The organism is Thermogemmatispora argillosa (genome assembly GCF_059696725.1).
Genome location: NZ_AP019377.1, coordinates 272,111 through 293,993 on the forward strand (window position 1 = coordinate 272,111; position 21,883 = coordinate 293,993).

The following is a 21,883-nucleotide window of genomic DNA, read 5'->3' on the forward strand; positions in this document are numbered from 1 at the left end:
CATCTTTAGCCTGGTACCAGCCTTACCTTACACCACCTTCAAACCAGATGCGCATCTTAGCGGGCCGGCAACGGAAGATAGACATAGATACCCAGCACATCCGGCGGCAACAGCGGCTCAACCGCCAGATGACGCAGACTCAATGAAGCCACCTGCCGTACGCGCCGATGCGACTCACGCAGCGCCTCAGCCCGCTCCCGCGCCCGCTCCTCCAGGTACGGCAGTAGATATTGCGTGTAACCATCGATGACTCGCTGCAGAAAATCCGTAATCTGCTCCGGCGCCAGATTGGCCTCAGCAGGCTCCTGCGCCAGCGCCTCAACCTCGGCAGCGTCCTCGATCCAGGCTGCCTGCGCCGGCGCACCGCGAAAGGCATAGAGCTGGCACTCCTCCGCTAACAGCGCCTCCTCCTTACCACGCGTCGCCATCCGCAGTTGAAAACGCAGACGCACCAGCAGCAGCGTCGTACGCGTCTGCACACGACTGGTACGGAAGACCCCACAGCGGCGAGCCAGGCGTGGATTCTGAGCGTCATCAACCGGGTCAAGAGCCGTATCCAGCACATAGGCCGCCAGTCCCTCAATGAGCGGATGCGTACGACTCAGATAGAGCGTGCGCGGCAGACCCATGCGCCTGAAACTGATGCGCAGCTGCTGACCATTGGGACCGGCATAGCGCAGCAGATCGATGGCATCGCGTAGCGCCGTCGGCGTCTCCCGCAGGTCCACCTCCAACACATCCGGCTCCCCAGCGGGCCGCTTCAGAAAAGCCCCGTACGCCTGCAGCACCTGCGTCGTAAAGCGCTCCACATCCTCGCTCAACCCGATGGCCGCCCGTACCTCCTGTAGCTCCCGCTCTACCTCATCGACCCTGATACCATGCTGTGCAAAGAGTGTCCGCGAGCGACGTTCACGATCAGAAGCCGCCTCCCACTCACGGTAGAGATTCTTCTGCTCCCCCTTCAACAAATCCTCAAAGCCCGGCAGCAGCAACTGCCCCGCCTGCGCGCTGGTCAGGCTCTCATGCAAGAGCAAGCCCTCAAAGATGGCCTCGATCACCTGCTCCGTATCCAGCGGCACCGGCACCGAGATCCCCAGCTTCGAACGGATCTCACGATGCTTCTGGATCAAGACGCGCAGCACTACCCCATCGATCTGGTTGTCCTCGCCGAAGAGGGTCACCACCTTCACCCGCGGGCTGGCCTGGCCGAAGCGATCGACACGCCCCTCGCGCTGCTCGTGGCGCGTTGGATTCCAGGATAGGTCGTAGTGGAGCACAGCATTGAAATATTCCTGAAGATTGATACCCTCGCTCAGACAATCGGTGCAGACCAGCACCCGGCGCTCGTGCTGGGCCAGTTGCATTACACGCAGCTCGCGCTCGGCTGGCGGCAAGAGGCCCGTAATGGCAGCGACCTCCACCCCTTTGGGCAGGTGCTGGCGCAACTCTTTGGCCACATAGTCAGCCGTAGGAATGAAGCGACAGAAGACAATCGGCCGGTAGCCTTGCTGCAGCAGATCAGCGATCAACTGATGCGCCACCTGCAGCTTCGTATCCTGAGCGAAGGTAATGGCCTCAGCCTCGCGCGCCATCGCCAGCAAGCGGCGCCGGACCTTGCGCTCCTCGCTGGCATCCGCCTCATGCGCGTCCTCCTCCTCGAAGTCGCTGCCTGGGACTACATCCAGACTCTCTGTCGCATCGCTATCGAGCAGGTCGAGTACCGTATGGCGTCCGATCTGGTCGGCCTCCTCGACGCTCTCCGCCCCAGCCACCTGGGCCCGGCTCCGCAGGGTGGCCGCCGCTGCCGCCGGACTGGAGGCCAGCGAGCGCAGCAAGGCCAGCGCCGACCACCAGCGCACCCGGCGCCGTGTCTGCCCGCCGCTGGTGTCGCGCACAACCTCACCGGCATAGCTGAGGGCCTGCTGCATCAAACGGCGATAGCGATCCGATAGCTTATAGGCTTTTAGCTCCTCATCGCGCTCTGGAAAGGGCGTCTCACTATGCAAATAGGAGCGAATATCAGCCCGCCGCCGCTGGACAAAATGCTCCGCCAGACGGAGCCGGTGACGTTCGTTCTCGCGCCCGCTCAAATTCTGCGGCAGATCCTTGAACTCATCCTTCAGGAAGCCCAGCAGCGAGCGAAAGGACTCCTCCTTACCGCTATGGGGTGTCGCCGTAGCCAGAATCAGATGGCGCCGCGGATCAGCCGCCAGCCCGGCGACCAACTGATAGCGCTGATGGCGCGCGCTGTGCTCATGACCGGGGAAGGCACAGGTATGGGCCTCATCGACAATCACCAGCTCGGGACAGGTGCGCAGAAACTCATCGCGCCGCCGGTCAGCCTTGATAAAATCGAGGGAGACAATGACAAAAGGGTAGTGCTCAAAGAGCGAGAGGTCGCGCTCGGGCAGCTTGCGCTCTAGCTGGGCCACCGTGCTGGAGAGGACCAGCTCCGCCTCGATGTGGAACTTCTCACGCAGCTCAGCCTGCCACTGCTCAGCCAGGTGCGGCGGACAGAGCACCGCCAGGCGCCTCACCTCGCGCCGATCCAACAGTTCGCGAGCGATCAAGCCCGCCTCGATGGTCTTGCCGATACCCACATCGTCGGCAATCAGTAAGCGTACCGGATCGAGACGCAAAGCCATCAAGAGCGGCACAAGCTGATAGGGACGCGGCTCAAACGCCAGATGGGCAAACGAGCGGAAGGGCCCCGTACTCGCGCGGAAGCCGAAGCGCACGGCATCGCGCAGCAAGGAGCAGGATCGATGATCGCCCCAGTGGCGCGGATCAGGTAGGGCAAACTGCGCCGGCTCAACCGGCTCCAGTGGCAGATAGACTCCCGTCACCTCCTCATCCGTACCGCCCAGGGGACGCAAGACCAGCAGATCAGGGGTCGATTCTGGCAGCACCACCCACTCACGCCCGCGCACCTTGACCAGCGAACCGACGGCGTAATTCATGGCTCCCTCCCGAAAATGCTTGGATAACGGCGACAGAGTGCGCCCCACTGGGCCCGCGGCCCAAAGCGCAGCACCAGATAGCCCTGATCAAGCAGCTCCTCACTGCTCTCGAGGTCGCGCGTCGCACGCTCAGCGCCGGCAGGCCCCTCGCCATCGACATAGATCGCCGCCGCACCAGGCCCCCCGTCATAGAGGAAATCAGGGGTCGCCGAGCAGTGTGGCGGCTGCCAGTGGGCGCGCGTCGGCAGGCGATAGCCCTGCTCCTGCAGCCAGCGCAGCCACTCGCGTTCGACCTCCTTGCGGGCTTCATTCAGCAGCCTGGCCAATGAATCACCTGCCGCAGCGGCGGCGAGCGTGGGATCGGTCTCCTCCACGAGCACGACGCGGCACTCTTTCAGCTCGGCCAGCAGATCGCGAATCAGTGCGCGATCTAGCAGGCGATGGTCACGCTGATTGGCGTAGGTCATCAGGCAGTAGTAGCAGGCTGCCTCGCAGTCCTCGCGAGCGCGTTCGGCCCGGCGCTGATCCTCCAGCGTCTCGGGGTCATAGTGGCAGAGCCGCAGGGCCTCGCGCGCCACTCGCGCCAGGGCCTCGGGCACATCGATCAACTGACGCAGGACACCAGCCCCGCCCTCGGCAGCCTCGTAGAAGAGCAGAAGCTGACGCTGGTCAGCATGCGGCAATGGCTCCGCAGCCAGCTCGTTATCTTCAAGCTGGTAGCAGATCTGGATGGCGCTCTTGAGTGCCGACTGTAGCGAGGCCATTTGTGCCGCATCAAGTTCGCGCTCTGGCTTCAACAGCAGACAATTGCGCGTATCCTCGACGTAGGGAATAACGCGAATAGTGCCAGCCGCCAGGGCATCGGTCGGATCGCTGGCAATGGCATCCTCTTTGCCCCACTCGCCAGTTTCTTTGTTGAGCACAAAGCCGCGCATGGCCTCGTTGCGCCGTCGCAGGCGTCCGAAATTCATGCGCCAGAGCGTTGCCGACTGGCCATAGGTCAGATAGCCCAGCGTCTGGCCCCCTCTCTCTATGCGCGCGATCAGGCGCAGGGGGCGCCCGCGGCTCTCGGCGAAGCGCAGGGCGGTATAGATCTCGTAGCCCTGACGCAAACGCTCCTCTTCGTCGGAGGTGATTTTGTCTCGGCGCCGGGTTGAGACGTTCTGCAGACGGAAGAGCTGATCCAGTCGCCTGCCCAGCGGGTTTCGGCAGGCATCGCAGACCTCGCGACTGCACTCCTCGGTCAGCGGGTGCAGGTAGCCACAATGCGAGCAGAGGTAGGCCGACGAGGTGATGAGGCCCGAGCCATCGGCCTGCCTCGGTAGCAGCGAGCGATGAATGACGTAGCGTGAGCCTTCATGATAGATGATGGCCCGCGGCGCGAATTCGGCAATCGCCAGAAAGCGCGGACGCGAGAGATATTCATCGCGCTGCTTGCTGCGACGCGCCGGAATATAGGCCGAGAGCGGCAGGCGCGGGAAGTTGTAGCCCGGGAGGAAACCTTCGCTGGCAAAGTAGCGATAGCTATAGAAGTCAGATTGTTCGACATCGACGTCGTCTCCTTGATCGCCACTGGTCAGCAGCAAGAGCTGCGATTCTGCCTCGGCGCGCAGGCGCTGGGCCCGTTCTTTATCGCTGTGGCTGCGAGAGGGATCGGTGATAATGCGGTCCTGGGTGTTGCGCTGCGAGAGCGCCGCGCGGTAGAGGCCTCGCCAGCGCTCGCAGGCCTGATCGAAGCGCTGGGCAATGTGACCCAACTCCTCATCAAGCCAGTTCTCACTATACCAGCGCGCCTCCGTAAGGTCCTTGTGCAGGGTCTTCAGGACTCGCGCCGCCCGCGCCCGTGCACGTTCACGGGCCTGCTGATCCTCCAGATGCTGACGCACCCGGGGCAGAATGCTCAGAGCCGGTGGCTCGCCGGAGAGGTCAAGCAGGTCTTTGAGGGACTGCCCCAGCGGGAGGCCTGTTTCGGCCAGCCAGATGGCGTGCACATGGGCCCGAATCAGGTCCTCGTTGGTCAGATCGATGCGTGGCGGCGTCACCGCTCCCTTGACCATCTCTTCAGGATGACGGAAGAAATATTGATCGTGCGAGCTGCCGGTTGAGCAGTAGGCCAGAATCAGAGCGGGCTGACCGCTGCGTCCGGCGCGTCCGCTGCGCTGAGCATAGTTGGCGGGCGTTGGCGGAATGTTGCGCAGGTTGACGACGTTGAGGTCGGCGATGTCGATCCCCAGCTCCATTGTGGGTGAGCAATAGAGAATGGGCAGTTTTGCCTCGCGAAAAGCCTCCTCGCGCTCCTGGCGCCGCGCCGCCGGCACCTGGGCTGTGTGCTCCTGGGCCTGGATTCGCTGCAGGGCATGGATGTTCTCGGCACAGCGTCGATAGAAGTTGACGAAGAAGGAGTTGACGGGCATGGGTTGATCTTTCGGCAATTCCAGGATGCGCAGCGGATCGTGATAGGGTATGCTGCCATCGCCAGGACGCCAGCTCATGGCCGCGGCGGAGAGCTGATAGCCGGGTCCCATGCCACGCTCGTCCTCGGTCACGGCTTCAACAAGCCCGGCCTTGCAGAGGCCGGCAAGTAATTGCCGAATAATCTGCTGCCGGTCATCCGCCGTCAATTGCAGGTTAGCCCCCAGGGCCGTCATCAACTCCTGGCGCACGTAGCGTCCGAAGCGGCTCAGGCCAGAAAGATAGCGATTGCTTACCGACTCCCGCTCATGGGTCCGGCTGCGCGGATGAGCAAAGACGCGGCTGGCATAGAGCAGCTCCTCATCTTCATCCAGTCCCCAGGGAGGTACCAGGAATTGGCTGCTCTGCTGCTTGATCTTCTCCTGAAAGCGGGGGTCCAGATAATTTACTTTGATGGCCAGCCCGCGGCGCAACTCGTCGAGCAGCGTACGGCAAAGCTTGCGACGCACGTCGGGTGAGGCTGCCTGTAAGGCCGGATGACTCTCCTGCCAGAGCGCTGGATCAGCACAGATGTAGGGGAGATCAGGATAGTCAATGATCAGCAGGCCACACTCTTCCAGGTTGGGGGAGGTAATGCGCCAGCCGCGCTGGAGATCACGATAGAGGCGATAGCCGAGGACGTTACGCAGGGCCTCGTCGGTTTTAAGGCGAATGCTGTAGGGGGTATAGGCCGCCTCGCTGTTGGCAGCATACTGCGTCCACTGCAGTTCGAGGGCTTCGAAGACCCTGAGTGTCAGGTCGTCGTGCGAGAGACCCGCTTCGCCCGCCCGTTTGACCGCTTTGTAGAGCGCCGCCCGCAGGAGAACCGTCTCCACGAAATCATTAAAATGCCCGGCCTGGAGTGAGGCATCCTGGCGATTGTCGGTAAAACTCAGCAGCTTGGCGGGCATGAGCTGGCCTTCGGACTGGTCACCAGCCTGGTGGTCGCTCTCACGCAGGTGGAGAATCGTCGAGAGCGAAAGCAGGGTGGTCGCTGTGCTGCGCCCTTCCGAACTGAGGGAGGCTAGCTTGAAAAAGTCGTTGCGCTGGTAGACGCTGTAGGTGACCCCGCAGCAGAGGCAGAAGCGGAAGGGACTGGGAATGAAGTGACAGAGGAAGCCCTCTCCTTCATGCCGAACCAGGGTGCCATCGGGCCGCAGATAGAGGGGCAGAGGAACAGCGCTACGGGCAGACTGAATGACGCGCTCTTTGCCGTTGATGACCTCCTTCAGATCGTCTGGCAGGCGCTCTTCGATTTTGTCCTGGGCGATAGGCCAGGCTCGTTCCTGGCTCAGGTAGAGGAAGCCGATCTGACCGGCGCGTTTGCCTTTTCTCGCCTTGCGACCGCCACCGTCCTCTGCGTTGTTCTCAACTTCGCTCTCTTGCTCATATTGATCCTGCACATCGCGCGCGATCAGTCTCTGATCATCCAGCCAGCGCACACAGTAGTACTCCTGGCCACACTGGCGGCAGAAGACCAGCGGAAAGAGCAGCTGATCGCGGCTGCCGGGCACATATTGCTGAGGCTGCAGCGTCACGTAGCGCTCTTGGGGAAGGCCTAGCGAGGCATAGACAGTATCACCTTTGCTGATGAACTGATGGAGCCGGAAAGCGAAAGGCGGGTTGCCGGTCTCAGGGTCGCGCACCTGCTCATAGCCTGCAAGCAGCCAGGCTTTGATTTTGGCGGCGCAGGTCTCGGGCGAGGCGCCGGTAAGGCGGGCCAGGAGTGCCGCCGCGCTCTCGCCCTCGCCAGCGATGCGGAGCGGCTGGGCGCGTACGTAGCCATCAGGGCGGCGGGCGATACCAAAGGTTTCCTCCAGCCAGATCGCCAGTGGGTCGCGCACAAAATCCTCATAGCGTTCAGGCGGTCTGCGCTTGGGATCGCAGACGCAGGCGCTCAGGCGCTTACGAAAGACCGCAGAGGAAGTATCGACCTCTTCAGTCACGCGCTCCAGCGTCTCGCCGATGATATGCTCGGGCAGGATTGGGGTACCGAAGATCAGCGAGGCCATCTCAGCAATAGCGAGTCGTTGGTCCTGGTGCTGCTCAGCACTAATGAGCGTGGCTGACGTGCCGATACATTGCAGAGTCTCGCCGGGCGGTGTCAGTCTGTCGCGCACGCGGCGCACAAGCAGGGCAACATCGGCACCCTGGCGCCCGCGATAGGTATGCAGCTCATCGAGGACCAGAAAGCGCAGCCTGGCGGCCTCCAGCAGCGGGCGCTCGTGCGGACGCGTCATGATCAGCTCTAGCATCACATAGTTTGTCAGCAGGATGTCGGGAGGATGATTGATGATCTCGCTTCGCTCGGCAGCGGTTTCCTGGCCGGTATAGCGCCGGAAGCGCACGTTGTGATTGGCTGTTCCCAGGCCAAGATATTTTTCTAGCTCTCCCTTCTGGCTGTTCGCCAGGGCGTTCATCGGGTAGACAACGATGGCTTTGATCCCCGGCTGGTTACGATGGCGCAGGACGTAGTTGACGATCGGAATGATGTAGGCCAGGCTCTTGCCGGAGCCGGTGCCAGTGGTAAGAATATAGCTGTGGCCCTGAACCGCCAAGCGAATGGCTTCGTCCTGGTGGCGGTAGAGCTGCAGCGGCTGCCCCTCCGGCTCCCGGCTTGTCTTGCCGCGGCGGAAGATCCGGGCACAGGCGGGATGGAGCAGGCCCTCAGCGACCAGCTCGTCGATGGTGGCCCCCGGCTTGAAGCGCGGGTTGAGCTGGATGAGCGGCTCTGGCCAGAGCAGCCCTCGCTCAAATTCCTGCGTGACGTGGGATCGAATTCCGGGGTCGCGAATCTGAAGAAAGCTTTGGACGTAGGAGGCGTAGTCGCTGATCAGATGCTCCCGCAGCTCGAAGATGTTCATCGTGACCTCCTGGAGGGCTTGCCTGTAGTACCTAGTATAACGTTTAGGGCCGGCTAGAAACAACTCCTACCAGCGATGAGCATCTCACTTGACGTCGACTCTGACACAGGCCTAGAATAGGGCTGGTTTGGTTCGCTTGCTGTCCAAATGGTCCTTTGCTGACAAGTTCAGCCGATGAGGTATGGCCCCGCATGAGCAAATACTTTCTGCTCTCCTTGTCTAGGGCAAGCAGCTCTCTGCAGGCCATCATAGATGGGCAGGCGCGCCTCACTATCCAGCAGGTTGCTCCTCCCACACTGCAAGTTGGCGATCACTGCCTGGTGATGCAGCGAGAGCCGTCACCGATCGTGTTGCCTCTTGTCTTGAGCGTCGTCTCCGTCAATAGTCCAGCCCAGACGGCCACTCTCGCGGTGATCGAGCGCTATAACCACCCCGCTAACTTAAACGCTTTGAACGGCGATATCTACCAGACCAGCTCAGAGAGCAAACTGCTCAGAGAGCAAGCGATCGCGGAAGAAGTGCAGTCATATAATTACAGTCCTATTTCTCTCTTTCCATTAACAAAATCACGTTGGGAGGCTATTACTGGATCAATGGGAGGATCAAGACTAGAAGAGCAGGCTTTGCTCAAGCATATCCACAGCTATGTCTCTGCCAGAGGCTACTACTTCGATGAGGAGACGCTCTATAACTATCATATCTGTCTGAAGACGCGCCCTTTCGTGATCCTTGCCGGCCTTTCGGGAACAGGCAAATCGAAGCTAAGCCAGTTCTACGCGGAGGCCCTGGGGGTACCGCGCGAGCGCTATCTGCGGCTGGCCGTGCGCCCCAACTGGAACGACGATCGCTACTTGTTGGGATACTTCAACACCTTGAGCGGCAGCTATATCAGTGAGCCGGCCCTTGATTTTCTGCTAGAGGCCAGCGCTAAGGAGCAGGAGCTATATTTCTTCTGTCTCGACGAAATGAACCTGGCGCATGTTGAATACTACTTCTCGCAATTTCTCAGTGCTTTCGAAGAGGAGCGCCCCACTGACCGGCGTATCACCCTGATGAGCCAACGTCTCTACGAGGAGCTGAAACAGCAAAGACAAGGGCTGACGATCCCGCCTGAGCTGCCGTTAACCCCCAATCTGCTCTTTACGGGCACCGTCAATATCGATGAGACCACCCAGCCTATCAGCGATAAGGTACTTGACCGCGCTAACACCATCGAATTTTTCTCGATCGATCTGGACAAGATTCCGCAGCCCAGGGTCCCGCCGGACCCCGTGCCTATTTCGGCCCTTACCTGGCAGAGCTACAAGGCCCAGCAACCGGATAGCCGCTATCGTGAGCTGCTGCGCGCCATCAACACTATCCTCAATCGGGTCGAGATCGGCATAGGCTACCGCGTTGTCCGCGAGATCGAGCTGTATTTAGCCAACAGCGCTGGTCTGCTGGAGCCGCAGGCGGCACTGGATCTGCAGATCAAGCAGCGCATTTTGCCGCGCGTGCGGGGAACGGAGGTCATTGAGGGTGTGCTGAATGAGCTGCTGGCCCTGACCCGCGATCAGCAGTTGCCGCGCTCTCACCAGCGCCTGGAGGAGATGAAAAGCAGGTTGAAACGCGATGGCTACACCAGCTTCTGGCGCTGATGCCCCCTGGCTGACGATGAACGGCCAGCCCCTCAGCTTTGCGCCTGACGATGACAATGCAGCTCTTAACCTTCGTGAGTATCAGAGTTACATTATCAAGGTGACGCCTGCGGCGCCGCATCCTCTCAGTCTGCAGATCGATGAGGTGCCGCTCCACACTGAGCATTATGGCCTCTGGCAGTGGCGTCCCGAGCACTACGCCGGTCTCTATAGCCTGACAGCCAGCGCGCCCGGCGTGGAGCCGCGCAGCGCCTGGCTGCGCGTCTTTCCTCAGAAGCTGAGCCAGCGCCTCTACGAACAGATGAGGAGCGAGCTAGCAGCGCTCTCGCTGGACCTGTGGTTTCGCCTGCTCTCGCCCGCCGTTGAGCGGGCTGCCTTCGCCCGGCGCCTGGATGAGACTTCCCCCTTACATGACTATAAGCAAGTTCGTACTCTGATCGAGAAGCTCCGCCCCGTGATGCTGCACATCCGCCGTCGGCCTCATTGCAGCCTGCAGCCGGTGCAGCGTCGTTGCAGCTGGCAGGAGCTGGCACACGTAGGCGGCGGGACGCAGCCGCTGCCTGGCCCCTCTCTGGAACTCCCTGCTGAGCAGCGTCCATTTGGATATGTGCGTCACCTTCCTCAGCAGTGGCAGGTAGAGGAGAGCCAGCTCTCCTACGACGTCTATGAGAATCGCTTGCTCAAGCACTTTCTTCAGAGGCAGCTCCCGGCCAGACTCAGCCTGATCGAGGAGCGGGCCAGCGCTGAGGCTCAGCGCCGGGCGGCTATCTACCAGCGCTACCACAATGAGGAAGACCGCGCCCTGCTAGAGCGTCTGCAGCGCGTGATTGCTGAGTGCCAACAGATGCGGCAGCGCTGCCTTTTTTGGAGCAGTGAGCCGTTCCTCAAGACGGTGCAGCCGGCGGTCTTGCCGGGCAAGGCCACCCAGGTGCTCCTCAAGCATCCCGCCTACAGCCGCCTCTTTCAACTCTACCTGCAGTTTCAGCAGCGCTTGATGGTCGTCAACACCGAACGCTACGTCAACGAGCTGGGCCAGCGCAGAGTGAGCGAGCTGTACGAGATGTGGAGCGTCTTCACGATCACACATCTGGCCGTGGAGCTACTGGAGGCGCGCGGCTACCGCCTGGTCTCGAATACGACCTTCTACGAGGTTGAGAAGCGCTACTTTGAATTCGAGGTTCGCAAGAACGTGGCTAGCATCGTGCTGGCCAAGGACGATCTGGAGGTGGTCTTTAAGTACGAGCCATACTATCCTCATGCCTCAACGGTGGGGACAGCGCCAGCCCTGGTCTCAACGCTCTCCAGCGGCGGCCCGCTAACACCCGATATGGCCATCGAGGTCTATCGCCAGGGCGAACCGCTGCGAGTCCTGGTTTTCGACGCGAAATATCGCTGGCAGCGCTCGCCTAGCGGCCATTACTACGCCAGAGAAGACGATATCAATAAGATGATCAGCTATCGTATTAATATTAGATACCAGTATTTGAGGCGTACTTCTGGGGATGCTCAGCTTCAGTGCAAAAGGATTGTGAGCAGTGCTTCTATCCTCTACCCAGGCACAGAATTACAAGAGGAGGACGACGGACACATCAGGGCTTTTCCCCTGGTCCCTGGACTGGCCCAGGGGCGCTTACAGGCGATCAGGAGACAGCTCAGCGAGTTGCTGACGGCTGCCCAGCTGTGAGAAAAGCCTCCAGCTCACCAGCCAGGGAGCGGCAACCATCGCGGCGGTGACCGCCCTGAGTGAGCAGTTTTGCACTCCTAGCGAGTGTACCTCAGCTCTGATGCTCATATGCAGCAGGGAAGCTGGAAGGCCGCTGGGTTGATAATCTTGAAAAAAAGATAACTATATTAAAATTAAGAAAGGCAAGATGGTATAGAGGCCGTCAATAATGCAGGCCCTGCGAACGTGAGGCTGTCAAATAACCCACATCCCTTTGTACCACCTCGCCCCTAAGAACTCCGGTTTCTGTCTCGGGCACGCCAGCTTGTGGTTCGCGCTCTTCCTTTCCCCCTCTTGTCAGGGAAGGGCGTGGAATCTCCTCAGCAACACCCGTGACTGATGGCTCACCCTGGTATCATTGATAGGTGAGAGGAAACAAGGGGAGCTGCAGGACGTTGCACGAGATAACAAAGGTGAACAGAGACCAGGAGTCCGCTCAGACACTCATGAGACCGCTGTTCTGACCTGAATGAAGGAGAGAGGAGAGAGCATGCAATCGCTCTGGACGACCTTTCCTCCACAATTAGTGCTCGCCGGTTCGACGCTCTATGTGAGCCAGGGAAGCATCTACGGACTCGATACGAGGACGGGCAAGGTGCGCCGTCAGTATGCAGTCTCAGGGAGTGCTGCCCTTGCCTTCGCCAGAGGGACACTCTATCTCAATGTGAATCGTCATCCAGACTCGTCTGTCCAGGCCGTGCGGGCACACGATAGCTGGGCCTTGTGGAGCTATCAGGTCGCAGGCCCGCTTGCTCACGCCCCTACCCTCGCCCGTGACGGCGTCTACGTCAGTACGACCGAAGGGGTCCTCTACGCTCTGCAGGCAAGGAATGGGAGGCTCCTCTGGCAACAAGCCGTCGGTGGGACTTCTGCGGCCCAATGGCCGACAGTAGCAGCGCTGATTGGCAGGGTGCTTTGTGTTGGCGCGAAGAGCGGCCCAGACAGCATTCTCTCCGCTTATCAGCCCGCCGACGGGGCTCTTCTCTGGTCTTCTCACCTCAGTGGGACCTGGTTTTCATTGCCTATCGGAGCAGCTGGGCGGGTCTATATCAGCGATAATAACGGCGAGGTGTCCGCCTTTCGCCTGCGAGATGGGCAGCTGCTCTGGCAAACGGCTGTTGCGGCTGAGGTACAGTCAACTGCCTATCTCTCGATGCGTCCCTCCTCAATTGTCTTGTTGCCGGCCTCCTCTCCCGAGCCTTGAGCATTTCCCTACCGGGCAGTCGATGCAGCCGCATTCGCTCAAGCCCTCTACAAGCTAGCAGTGAAGCCAGGCAGCACGATGGCCATGTCCTGACAACTGGCGAGCAAAGCTGGAGGCACACCTACGGTGATGGTACAGGCATCGCCGCCTCGGGCGGAGGGCCAGGATACTCGACCCTGCTCAAAAATGCCTTGACGGCCCTCATCATCTGGTCATAGCGATCGCGGTGGATATTGTGGCCGGCCCCCGCAATCTCGACGAGTTGTCCCTGTCGGGTGAGGGCCACAGCTTGCCGGGCCACTGGAGCGGTGACGATGGCTCCCAGGGAGGGATCGCCGGTGATCAGCAACATGGGGCACTGGATACGGGGGAAGACGTCGCGCCAGGGAAAGGCACCTATCGCCGCATGGGCCGCATCCAGGACGGCGATCTGTACCTCAGCTTTGGAGGCAGCCCAGGGGCCGATCTCTTCTTCGGCCCAGGTCGGTTGCAGTGCGCGGGCTTTGATCAGGCGCTCCTCGGGCGACAGGGTCCTGAGATCAAAGAGCCACTGCCAGGTCGAGGGAGGAGCCGGGATGTCAGGCGAGTCGAGCAGGGGCGGATCTTCGAGAACGATGGCCCGCACGAGGTCTGGATAGCTGGCGGCGACCATCGCGGCCGTGACCGCTCCCATCGAGTGCCCGATGAGTATGGGCCTCTCCAGGGACAGGGCCCGGATGACTGCGACGGCATCCGTGGCCAGCAGGGCGATCGAGACGACGTCGGGCGAGAGGCTTGATTGCCCATGTCCACGGGCATCGGGCATGATGACATCGTAGCTGGTCGCCAGGTCGGTGGCTACGCGCGACCAGCAGCGGCCGCTGTCAGTGATGCCATGCAGCAGGAGGATACTAGGCCGTTGCTGGTCGCCGGTGCGCGAATAGTGGAGGTGGATGGCGTTGGCTTCGATGTCGCCTTCCGTCCATGCGCTACCCATTGTTGGCTCCTATCTTCTTCTTTTTTTATTATTCTCGCTCATTGTATCTCACCAGGCAGGCAGCAGGAGAGCAGCTTTGCAGGCCCGGGTCCGTTGGGAGGCGCTCTTCTGAGCCGGCGCGCGTTCGATGGTCTGGTCTGGCTCCCATCGACAAGCAGGGCGTGCCCAGTTATGCCGGCGGCGGCCTCCCAAGAGTGTCAGATGACCGCGGCGGCGATTTCCTCGGGCTTGCCCATCCGTTCAACTGGTTCCTGGGCAATGACGCTGGCCCGTCCCTCGGGGGTGTTGCCGAAAAGGCGCTCTCATCGACGTATCGATGATTCCGGAAGAACTGAGAAACGCCTGAGCTGATGGGCCTACGTGGCTGCTCCCCCGTGCTCAGGCGCTCGTGCTTCCTCCTGGGAAGCGCTTACCCGAGCGCTTTGAGCTGCCCCACCTCAAAGCCGCGCTCGTGAGCCGCCAGCCTCCTGACTGGGGCCAGCCTCGCTCGAAAGGAGCCCAGCCCGAGACCATGACGGTCGCTCTGCCTGGTGGTCCGCTGAGGAGATCTGTCACCTGCTCGCTCATGAGGGAGCACTCGGGGCCAACACGAGCGGGGCCACATAAGAAAGATGGCAGATAAATTTTTAGAGATTAGCGTATGAAGTTGGCTTGACAGAGGTCACTTTAGATGCTACTCTGTAAGAAGTTCTACCGGCAGCTCTGTTACTGTTAGAGCAACAGCTTCCCTTCGGGCTAGAGAGAGTGAGTCTCTCCCGCCTGTCGCCAGAGGTGGCAACAGTCTGATTCCTGCTCTTCAGGCACTGGCTGCCAGGTTGAACCCCCACGGCAGGCTCTTCCTCAGAGCGCTTGACCGAGGACTTCCCCGAAGCTGCCCCGCTCAGTCTATCCAGGCACAACGCCAGTGTGCCGGGGGGACACTTCACGAGCTGGCGGACAGTGTCCGCTTCTGTCGCGTTCATCTCCAGCCCCCGATCAGCAATAGAGCGAGGCTGCGTACGGAAGCGCCAGGGCTGGCTGCTCAGGCTCCTACGGCGGGTTGATGCCAGCAGGCCAGAGCTGACTGCTGGCCACAGTATTTTAGCTATATCTTGGCCTGTGAGCCATCGTTTCCCTTACAGAGAAGGACCTACGCGCTACCGGATACAACACAAGGAGCACGCCTGATGACGACTCACCCTTTGCCAGCCGAGCTGGAGGAGCAGCTGCAGGCCCACCGGCGCTGGCTCGACAGCCGCGGCAGCGCCGGTCACCGCCTGAGCCTCCCCCAGGCTGATCTCCACGAGCTTGACCTCAGCAACTACATGCTCTCCTTCGCCTCTCTGAGAGACTGCAACCTCTCAGAAGCCAACCTGTGCGAGAGCTGGCTCGCCGCGACCGATCTGACCGGCTCGCAGCTGCAGGGGGCCCTGCTGAGTTACGCGCACGCCGAGGGAGTCTGCTTCGACCAGGCCATCCTGGATGAGGCCAACCTGGCCAAGGCCGACTGCTTCCGCGCTCGCCTGCGCCAGGCCCGCCTGCGCCACCTCCGGGGCGTCCGCGTGAACCTCAGAAACGCCGATTTGCAGGCCGCAGACCTCTCTTACGCCGACCTGCAGAGGGCGATCCTGAGTTCGGCCTGCCTGGAAGCAGCCAACCTGCGCGGCGCCAACCTGCGGTGGGCCACCTTGAGCGGCGCCAACCTGCGCGGCGCCAACCTGCAGCAGGCCCTGCTCACCGGGGCCCTCCTGACCTGCGCCGATCTCACCGGCGCCCGCCTGGGCAGCGCCTCCCTCCTCGGCGCTCGCGACCTCGACACCGTCCAGGCTGACTGGATCGACATCAGCGAGGACGATGGTCCCCCCCAGCTCCTCTACGGCGAGCAGGCCCGCCGCTGGCTGCTCTCGGCCACCATCCTCCGCCCCTCGGTCACCGCTGGCGCACTGCTGCAGCAGGCCGGCTTCTCCCAGGAGGAAATCTCCTCCCTCCTGCAGGCTGACTGGCACACCGGCCTTGCCCCCCTCTTCCTCCTCCTCAACCGCCTCAAGGCCGCTCTCCAGTATGGCACCGACTGGCTGGGCCTCTCCCCCCAGCAGCTCTACCAGCTCCATGCCCAGATCCGCGCCGCCTCCTCCTACACCAATCCCAGCGCTCCCCGGCTCCAGACCCTCGTGCGCCTCAAGGGCCTGCTCGCCCAGGCCCTCCTGGGCTCCCTGGTCGCCTTCTGCCAACCCGTTACTCACCCTCATTACGGTCCTGCGATCCTCGATCTCGTCCTGCCCAAGGCCCTGATCATGGTCTCCCTCGATCGCACTATCCCCACGGAGGAGCTTGCGATCTACCACCATCAAGCTTCCTCTTCCCAACGGGTGATCCTCTACGCCCCACATTTCCCCGCCAGGCTCGTCCACTACCTCTCCCTCGATTACGTCGCTGATTACTTCGCTGTGGTCCAATCACCAGAGGATCTCTTCCACTACCTGCATGTCCACCACCTATCCTAAACGGAGGTGCACCACCTATGTCCAGCGTTGTCGCACTCTTGTCCAGCGCCTCTATCCCAGATCCTGAGCTGGAGGCCTTCCTGCTGCAGGCCGGCGCCCAACCACTCAACTCCCTCTTCACCTACCTGCTGACCCGCGAGACGGCCTTCGTCCGCATCCACCTCCATGCTCTCCCTCCCCTCGCTGAACTGGAGCCGCCCGCTCTCCAGCAGGCCCTCGGCCAGCCCATCCGGACCCGCCTCCTGCTCGTGTTCCCAAGCACGCCCGAGAGCGAGCAGCTCTGTCTCCAGTTCTGCTGCCAGTTCGCTGCCCGCTGGCCCTGCCTCCTCGACGACTGCAGCCACTCCTCCCACTCCTTCTACACCCCTGAGGACCTCCGGGCCCTCGCGCAGGAAGGCCGGGGCTTCGGTCACCCCGACGCGTTCCAGCCTCTCCTCGCCCACCTTGAAACCTCCCTCGAAGCAGCCTACTACTCCTCCGCCTACCAGGCCCTCTTCAAGCAGCAAGCCCACTCCTCAAAGGAGGCGTCCGAGCAGCAGCAGCCCGCCTGACATACCCCACCAACCACTCAGTTGCTCTAAGGAGGTGTTCCCATGATCTTCTATTCCCTTCCTTCTCCTGACCTGCAGGCTCAGATCCTCGCGCACGAGCGCTGGCTGCAAAGCCAGGGCCGCGCCGGCCGCCGCCTCGTCCTCCGCCAGGCCGACCTGCACGAGCTTGACCTCAGCGGCAGCGGGCTGACTGACGCCCAGCTCCAGGCCTGCAATCTCTCGCGCTCGCTCCTTGAAGAGGCCTGGCTGGAGGGGGCCGATCTCACCGGGTCCCGGCTCGAGGAGGCCGATTTGCTGAGAGCGCACGCCGCGGGGGCCTGCTTCGTCCAGGCCAGCCTGGATGAAGCCCGGCTAAGCGGTGCCGATTGCTCGCGCGCCTGCCTGCGCCAGGCCAGTCTGCGCCGCCTGGAAGGGATCAGTACAGACTTCTGGGCCTCTGATCTACGCGAGGCCAATCTCTCGGGAGCCACTCTCGACCAGGCCAACTTGCGCCAGGCCCGGCTCGAGGCCGCCAATCTCACCGGCGCTCGCCTCAAGGAAGCCGATCTCACCGGCGCCCGCCTGTGGCGTGCTCGCTTGCAGGGCGCCCAGGGTTTGGAGACCGTCCGCGTCGAGTGGATCGACATTGGCGAGGACGGTCAGCCCCAACTCCTCCACGGCGAGCAGGCCCGCCGCTGGCTGCTCGCCGCGGCCTCCTCCTGAGCTCCGCCCGACCACGACCAGGCTGACCAGACAGTCCCTTCAGCAGGAGCCAGGGCTCCTGCCCTTTCTTTTGTCCCACCCGTCGTCATAGGCTCTTCCTTCGGGCCCGGCCCCACGCACTGGATGCCGAGAGCACTGATGGCCCCCCTTTCAGTGGGGCACAGCTGTGCTCCCAGCAACTGGGGCCTCTTTCGCCAGCAGCCTGCGGCTCGCAATCGCTGCTTCCGGGATGCCGCCGGGCAAGCCGCTCTTGTCCAAAAGCTTGACAACAGGACACTTCCCCGATATACTTTCCTATGAAACAATATCTATTGCAACAATTTCGGTCGCAACAAATTGCGGCCTCGCCTGGCGATATGCCGAACCTGCGAGCCGCGCTACAGAGGGAAAGGGGCCAGAGAAGCGCATGGATGACTACCAGGACTACCGTCTCTTCCAAGAGCTGAGTTTGCTGCTTGACCACGCTGACCGCCTGGTCCTCCGTCAGTTCAGACTGAATACGCTGCAGTACAACGCCCTGCTCCTGCTCGATCCTGACGAGGGCTGGCGGCTTACCGATCTCAGCGAGCGTCTGCTTTGTGAGCGGAGCACGGTGACACGCCTGGTAGATTATCTGGAAAGCGAGGGCCTGATCGCCCGTAGCCCCGATCCGACTGATCGCCGCTCGCAGCGCGTCACCCTGACAGCCGCAGGCATCGCCCGGCGCCGCGAGGCCCAGGCGGCTATCGAAGAGGCCATTCGCCGCCGCTTCAGCGTCTTGAGCCGCGAGGAAGAGCGGCAGCTCATCGCCATGCTCAAGCGCTTACGCGCTGTCGTGAGCGCCGAGATCGAAGCGACTTCACATGAGGCGAACAACACCGCGCCCTAGTTGCAGCTAATTAGGTAGGTAGGAAAGTCACTATGCCAGAGATCTTTGAGTCGGCCACGGATGAAGCTCCCTCGCAGCCGGACGCCGAGCAGATGGCAGCCGTTCCCGGCGACCTGCCCTTGAGGGAGATCCTCATCCGCTGGACAGCTCAACGAACCCAGTTTCGCCACGATAACACCACTCTGCCCGCGGCTCCTCTCCCCGGCGAGCCAGTCGAAGTGTGGGCCACCAGCGGCGAGGAAGTGCCCATTGAACGCGCCGTGCTCTTCTATACCGTCGACGGCAGCCGCCCCGATCGCTCCTCGACGGCCCTCCCGATGGAGCGCGTCCGCGTGACCTGGGACCCGCACGCCGGCTACCTCACCCACTGGCTGGCTCGCATCCCCGGCCAGCCAGCCGGCACACGCGTGCGCTATCGCATCGCCGGCTGGCTGGCGCACCCTGGCTCACCAGCCTCCGACGAGCCGGAGATCTGGGCCCAGGACGGCCAGGGCTTCGCCTTCCATTTCGCGGGCGAGCGCGCCTTTACGACCTTTGCCTACCTGGTCGAGGAAGAAGCCCAACGGCGCCCACCCGCCTGGACAAGCGAAGCCGTTATCTATCAGATCTTTCTCGACCGCTTCCGCAGCGATGCCAGCGATGGAAGTTTCCCGCCCGAGAGCGAACCACAGGCCCTGCACGGCGGGACGCTCAACGGCGTGCGTGCCGCCCTGCCCTATCTCGCCGAGCTGGGTGTGACCTGCCTGTGGCTCTCTCCCCTGCACCTGGCCGAGAGCTACCATCGTTACGACGCCCTCGACTACTTTAGCGTTGATCCTCGTCTGGGTAGCAGCGCCGACCTGAAAGCCCTTATCGAGGAGGCCCACGCCTGTGGCATGCGCGTCCTGCTTGACTTCGTGCCGGCGCACGTCTCCTGGCATCATCCCGCCTTCGTGGCCGCGCAGTTGGATCGCCAGGCCCCCTCTCACGACTGGTTCTATTTCGAGCGCTGGCCAGATCGCTACGGTACCTTCCTCGACGCTGTTCCCGGTCTCCCTTCGCTGCGCTCAGAGAGCGAGGGGGCCCGGCGCCATATTCTTGCGAGCGCACTGCATTGGCTCGGCGAGTTCGGCTTCGATGGCTTCCGTCTTGATCATGCCATCGGCCACAGTATGGACTTCTGGTGCGAGTTTCGCCTCGCCACACGTGCCCTGCGCCCCGATGTCTTCTTGCTGGGCGAGGTCACCGATACGCCCGATGCCTTGCGTCGCTATCGTGGCAGGCTCGATGCCGTGCTCGATTTTCCTCTGGCGGCAGCTTTACGCTCGACCTTCGGGGTGCGTACCTGGGACCTGCGTCGCTTTGAGAGTTTCCTCAGCGCCTATGAGGAGTATATGGCGACAGGCCCCGCGCGCGCGAGCTTTCTCGATAACCATGATATGAATCGCTTCCTCTTTATTTCCGGTAATCGAGCGGAATTGCTTAAGCTGGCGGCCCTCTGTCAATTTACGCTTGCCCCAGTGCCCATCATCTACTACGGAACAGAGATCGGCATGTCCCAACGTGCTGATGTCTCATCAAAAGCCTTTGGCGGCGATGCCGAGGCTCGCGCTGATATGCCCTGGCGCCCGGAGCACTGGAATCAGGAGCTGCTCGCCTTCTACCGCTCCCTGATCCGTCTGCGTCGCGCTTTGCCAGTGCTGACCCACGGCGCGCGCCGGGTCGTCCACCTGGATGCCCATCAGGCAACCTATGCTTATCTGCGTACCCATGCCGCCGATCAGCATCTGCAGCCGGGTGATGCCCTGGTCCTCTTCAATTTGAATGAGCAGCCTCAAACCGTGGTGCTACCAGAGGCAGTGCTGCCGTCAGCGGCCACCAGGCTCCTCGCTACCGGCTCTGTATCGGTCGTACGTAGATCCCAACATCAGGTTGCTATAACCTGTCAGCCGCTGAGCGGGGCAATCTTCGCGTGGCAGGAAGGAGGATGAGAGCCGTCGTCCTTTGTGGTTGCCTTTTGACAGACTTCGACCGCAAGAGTCTCTCGCGCTAAGCGCTCAAACCTCTGCCCTGATTCTGGCCAATGGATGGGAAGAGGACACAGCAATTCGCCTCTTCCCGGCAATCTTCCCTCTTATCAGAGAGGATGAGAGATGATGATGCAGAAGAAGCTCTTCACCGTGCACGCATCTGGCAGCCGGCCACTGCTGGCCCTGTCAACGCTCATTGCCATGCTTTTGTTGCTGCTCTCCGCCTGTGGTGGCACCTCCTCTAGCAGCAGCAACAGCGGTAGTAGTATCGATTATAGCGGGACGATCGTTATCTGGCACGGCTGGCAAGGCGCCTATCTGCAAGCCAAGCAGGCCATTTTCAATGAATATATGCGCCTGCATCCCAAGGTCAAGATTGTGCTGGTCCACCAGGACAACATTGCCAGCAAGGCGGCAACGGCGGTCAAGGCTGGCAACGGCCCCGACATCATCGCTTTCACGGACGATAACTTGGGGTCGCTGGCGCTCGGCCACGTCGTCGTGCCCCTCGATCAGTACATCAGTCAGGATTATCTGAACCGGACCTATAGCCCGGCGGCGGCTTCGGCCCTGGTCTTTAACGGCCACGTCTATGGCGTTCCAGAGGCAGTCGAGGCTATCACGCTGATGTATAATAAGAATCTCGTTTCAGCTGACCAGCTCCCCAAGACCACCGATGATCTGCTGGCCTTCGCTAAGCGCTATCAGCAGACTCATCCGGGTCAGTATGGCGTTGTCTGGCCGACCGAGGACGCCTATTTTAATGCGCCCTGGTTCTATGGCTTTGGGGCTCAGTATGTGACGCCCGACGGTAAAGCCCACCTCGATACCCCCCAGGCCCTGCAGGCAATGGAGTATATTGCCTCTTTCCGCCCCTATCTCCCGAAGCAGCCGACCTACGATGTGGTGTCTTCGCTCTTCGCTGAGGGCAAGGCCGCCATCATCATTAATGGCCCCTGGTCATATGCCGACTATGCCAGTGGAGGCAAGATCAACGTCGGCTTTGCTACGCTGCCGATTGTGAGCGCTACTGGCACGCCTGCTAAGCCCTTCGTCGGGGTCAAGTCGCTCTGGATGGCGAAGACGGCTAAAAACCCGGCCCTGGTAGCTGATCTGATGAAGTTCTATACCAACAAGGCGAATCAGATCGCTATGTCGCGCGCGGACGGCGAAATTCCGGCCAATAGCGCCGCCGCCGATGACCCGGCTATCCAGGCCCTGCCTGCCGTGGCTGGCTACGCCGCTCAGGTCAAGCTCGGTGTAGCTTTGCCGAATACTCCCTATATGTCCGCTCTCTGGACGCCTGTGCAGAATGCTCTGACAGCGGTTTGGAACGGCACGCAGACGCCAGCGAAAGCCCTCAGCGATGCTCAGGCGGCTGCGACGAAAGGGATCGCGCAGATCAGCTCGTAGTTCTGCGCGCCTGGGGCGCTGCCAGCCCGCCCGCGATGCCGT

General features: G+C 61.7%; 12 protein-coding genes. 9 read left to right on the forward strand and 3 right to left on the reverse strand.

Annotation, left to right across the window (positions count from 1 at the left end; translation table 11 throughout):
- Positions 1–56: 56 nt before the first annotated feature.
- Both AC6H1L_RS01105 and AC6H1L_RS01110 read right to left on the reverse strand, forming a co-directional pair.
- Positions 57–2,960, reverse strand: coding sequence for a DUF8741 domain-containing protein (locus AC6H1L_RS01105; RefSeq protein WP_497599711.1), 2,904 nt, complete (start codon positions 2,958–2,960; stop codon positions 57–59).
- Entirely contained in the window at positions 2,957–8,275 is a 5,319-nt protein-coding gene (locus AC6H1L_RS01110; RefSeq protein ID WP_497599712.1) for a DEAD/DEAH box helicase, read from the reverse strand. The genes AC6H1L_RS01105 and AC6H1L_RS01110 overlap by 4 nt, the downstream gene beginning before the upstream one ends.
- Before the next feature lie 191 nt (positions 8,276–8,466).
- On the opposite strand from AC6H1L_RS01110, the gene AC6H1L_RS01115 reads away from it, so the two are divergent.
- From AC6H1L_RS01115 to AC6H1L_RS01125, 3 genes are all read left to right on the forward strand, one after another.
- Positions 8,467–9,912: an McrB family protein gene (locus AC6H1L_RS01115; protein WP_497599713.1), complete on the forward strand. Its 1,446-nt coding sequence runs from the start codon at positions 8,467–8,469 to the stop codon at positions 9,910–9,912.
- Positions 9,887–11,596: a DUF2357 domain-containing protein gene (locus AC6H1L_RS01120; RefSeq protein WP_497599714.1), complete on the forward strand. Its 1,710-nt coding sequence runs from the start codon at positions 9,887–9,889 to the stop codon at positions 11,594–11,596. Before AC6H1L_RS01115 ends, AC6H1L_RS01120 begins: the two co-directional genes overlap by 26 nt.
- Positions 11,597–12,125: 529 nt before the next feature.
- Positions 12,126–12,839, forward strand: a complete 714-nt coding sequence (locus AC6H1L_RS01125) for a PQQ-binding-like beta-propeller repeat protein (protein ID WP_497599715.1) — start codon at positions 12,126–12,128, stop codon at positions 12,837–12,839.
- A gap of 121 nt (positions 12,840–12,960) precedes the next feature.
- Here the strand turns inward: AC6H1L_RS01125 and AC6H1L_RS01130 are convergent, their stop codons facing one another.
- A complete protein-coding gene (locus AC6H1L_RS01130; protein ID WP_497599716.1) occupies positions 12,961–13,815 on the reverse strand; it encodes an alpha/beta fold hydrolase in 855 nt (284 codons plus the stop codon).
- Between the two features lie 1,166 nt (positions 13,816–14,981).
- Between AC6H1L_RS01130 and AC6H1L_RS01135 the strand changes: the two genes are divergently transcribed.
- From AC6H1L_RS01135 to AC6H1L_RS01160, 6 genes are all read left to right on the forward strand, one after another.
- Positions 14,982–16,298, forward strand: coding sequence for a pentapeptide repeat-containing protein (locus AC6H1L_RS01135; protein WP_497599717.1), 1,317 nt, complete (start codon positions 14,982–14,984; stop codon positions 16,296–16,298).
- A gap of 17 nt (positions 16,299–16,315) precedes the next feature.
- Positions 16,316–16,849 (forward strand): hypothetical protein, encoded by a 534-nt coding sequence (locus tag AC6H1L_RS01140; protein ID WP_497599718.1) that lies wholly within the window; start codon positions 16,316–16,318, stop codon positions 16,847–16,849.
- Between the two features lie 42 nt (positions 16,850–16,891).
- The gene (locus tag AC6H1L_RS01145; RefSeq protein ID WP_497599719.1) at positions 16,892–17,551 is read left to right on the forward strand and encodes a pentapeptide repeat-containing protein; all 660 of its coding nucleotides are present in this window, start codon (positions 16,892–16,894) and stop codon (positions 17,549–17,551) included.
- Positions 17,552–17,957: 406 nt separating this feature from the next.
- A complete protein-coding gene (locus tag AC6H1L_RS01150) occupies positions 17,958–18,419 on the forward strand; it encodes a MarR family winged helix-turn-helix transcriptional regulator (RefSeq protein ID WP_497599720.1) in 462 nt (153 codons plus the stop codon).
- A 32-nt stretch (positions 18,420–18,451) separates the two neighbouring features.
- On the forward strand, positions 18,452–20,389 hold the full coding sequence (locus tag AC6H1L_RS01155) for an alpha-amylase family glycosyl hydrolase (protein ID WP_497599721.1): 1,938 nt from the start codon (positions 18,452–18,454) through the stop codon (positions 20,387–20,389).
- A 162-nt stretch (positions 20,390–20,551) separates the two neighbouring features.
- Complete coding sequence (locus AC6H1L_RS01160) at positions 20,552–21,841, forward strand: sugar ABC transporter substrate-binding protein (protein WP_497599722.1); 1,290 nt, start codon at positions 20,552–20,554, stop codon at positions 21,839–21,841.
- Positions 21,842–21,883 lie beyond the last annotated feature (42 nt).

Excerpts from the sequence above, each read along its gene's own strand:
- AC6H1L_RS01145 (WP_497599719.1), top strand. The coding sequence starts at position 16,892 with ATGATCTTCTATTCCCTTCCTTCTCCTGACCTGCAGGCTCAGATCCTC.
- AC6H1L_RS01105 (WP_497599711.1), bottom strand. The coding sequence starts at position 2,960 with ATGAATTACGCCGTCGGTTCGCTGGTCAAGGTGCGCGGGCGTGAGTGG.
- AC6H1L_RS01115 (WP_497599713.1), top strand. The coding sequence starts at position 8,467 with ATGAGCAAATACTTTCTGCTCTCCTTGTCTAGGGCAAGCAGCTCTCTG.
- AC6H1L_RS01155 (WP_497599721.1), top strand. The coding sequence starts at position 18,452 with ATGCCAGAGATCTTTGAGTCGGCCACGGATGAAGCTCCCTCGCAGCCG.
- AC6H1L_RS01140 (WP_497599718.1), top strand. The coding sequence starts at position 16,316 with ATGTCCAGCGTTGTCGCACTCTTGTCCAGCGCCTCTATCCCAGATCCT.
- AC6H1L_RS01135 (WP_497599717.1), top strand. The coding sequence starts at position 14,982 with ATGACGACTCACCCTTTGCCAGCCGAGCTGGAGGAGCAGCTGCAGGCC.
- AC6H1L_RS01110 (WP_497599712.1), bottom strand. The coding sequence starts at position 8,275 with ATGAACATCTTCGAGCTGCGGGAGCATCTGATCAGCGACTACGCCTCC.
- AC6H1L_RS01160 (WP_497599722.1), top strand. The coding sequence starts at position 20,552 with ATGATGATGCAGAAGAAGCTCTTCACCGTGCACGCATCTGGCAGCCGG.
- AC6H1L_RS01130 (WP_497599716.1), bottom strand. The coding sequence starts at position 13,815 with ATGGGTAGCGCATGGACGGAAGGCGACATCGAAGCCAACGCCATCCAC.
- AC6H1L_RS01120 (WP_497599714.1), top strand. The coding sequence starts at position 9,887 with ATGGCTACACCAGCTTCTGGCGCTGATGCCCCCTGGCTGACGATGAAC.
- AC6H1L_RS01150 (WP_497599720.1), top strand. The coding sequence starts at position 17,958 with ATGGATGACTACCAGGACTACCGTCTCTTCCAAGAGCTGAGTTTGCTG.
- AC6H1L_RS01125 (WP_497599715.1), top strand. The coding sequence starts at position 12,126 with ATGCAATCGCTCTGGACGACCTTTCCTCCACAATTAGTGCTCGCCGGT.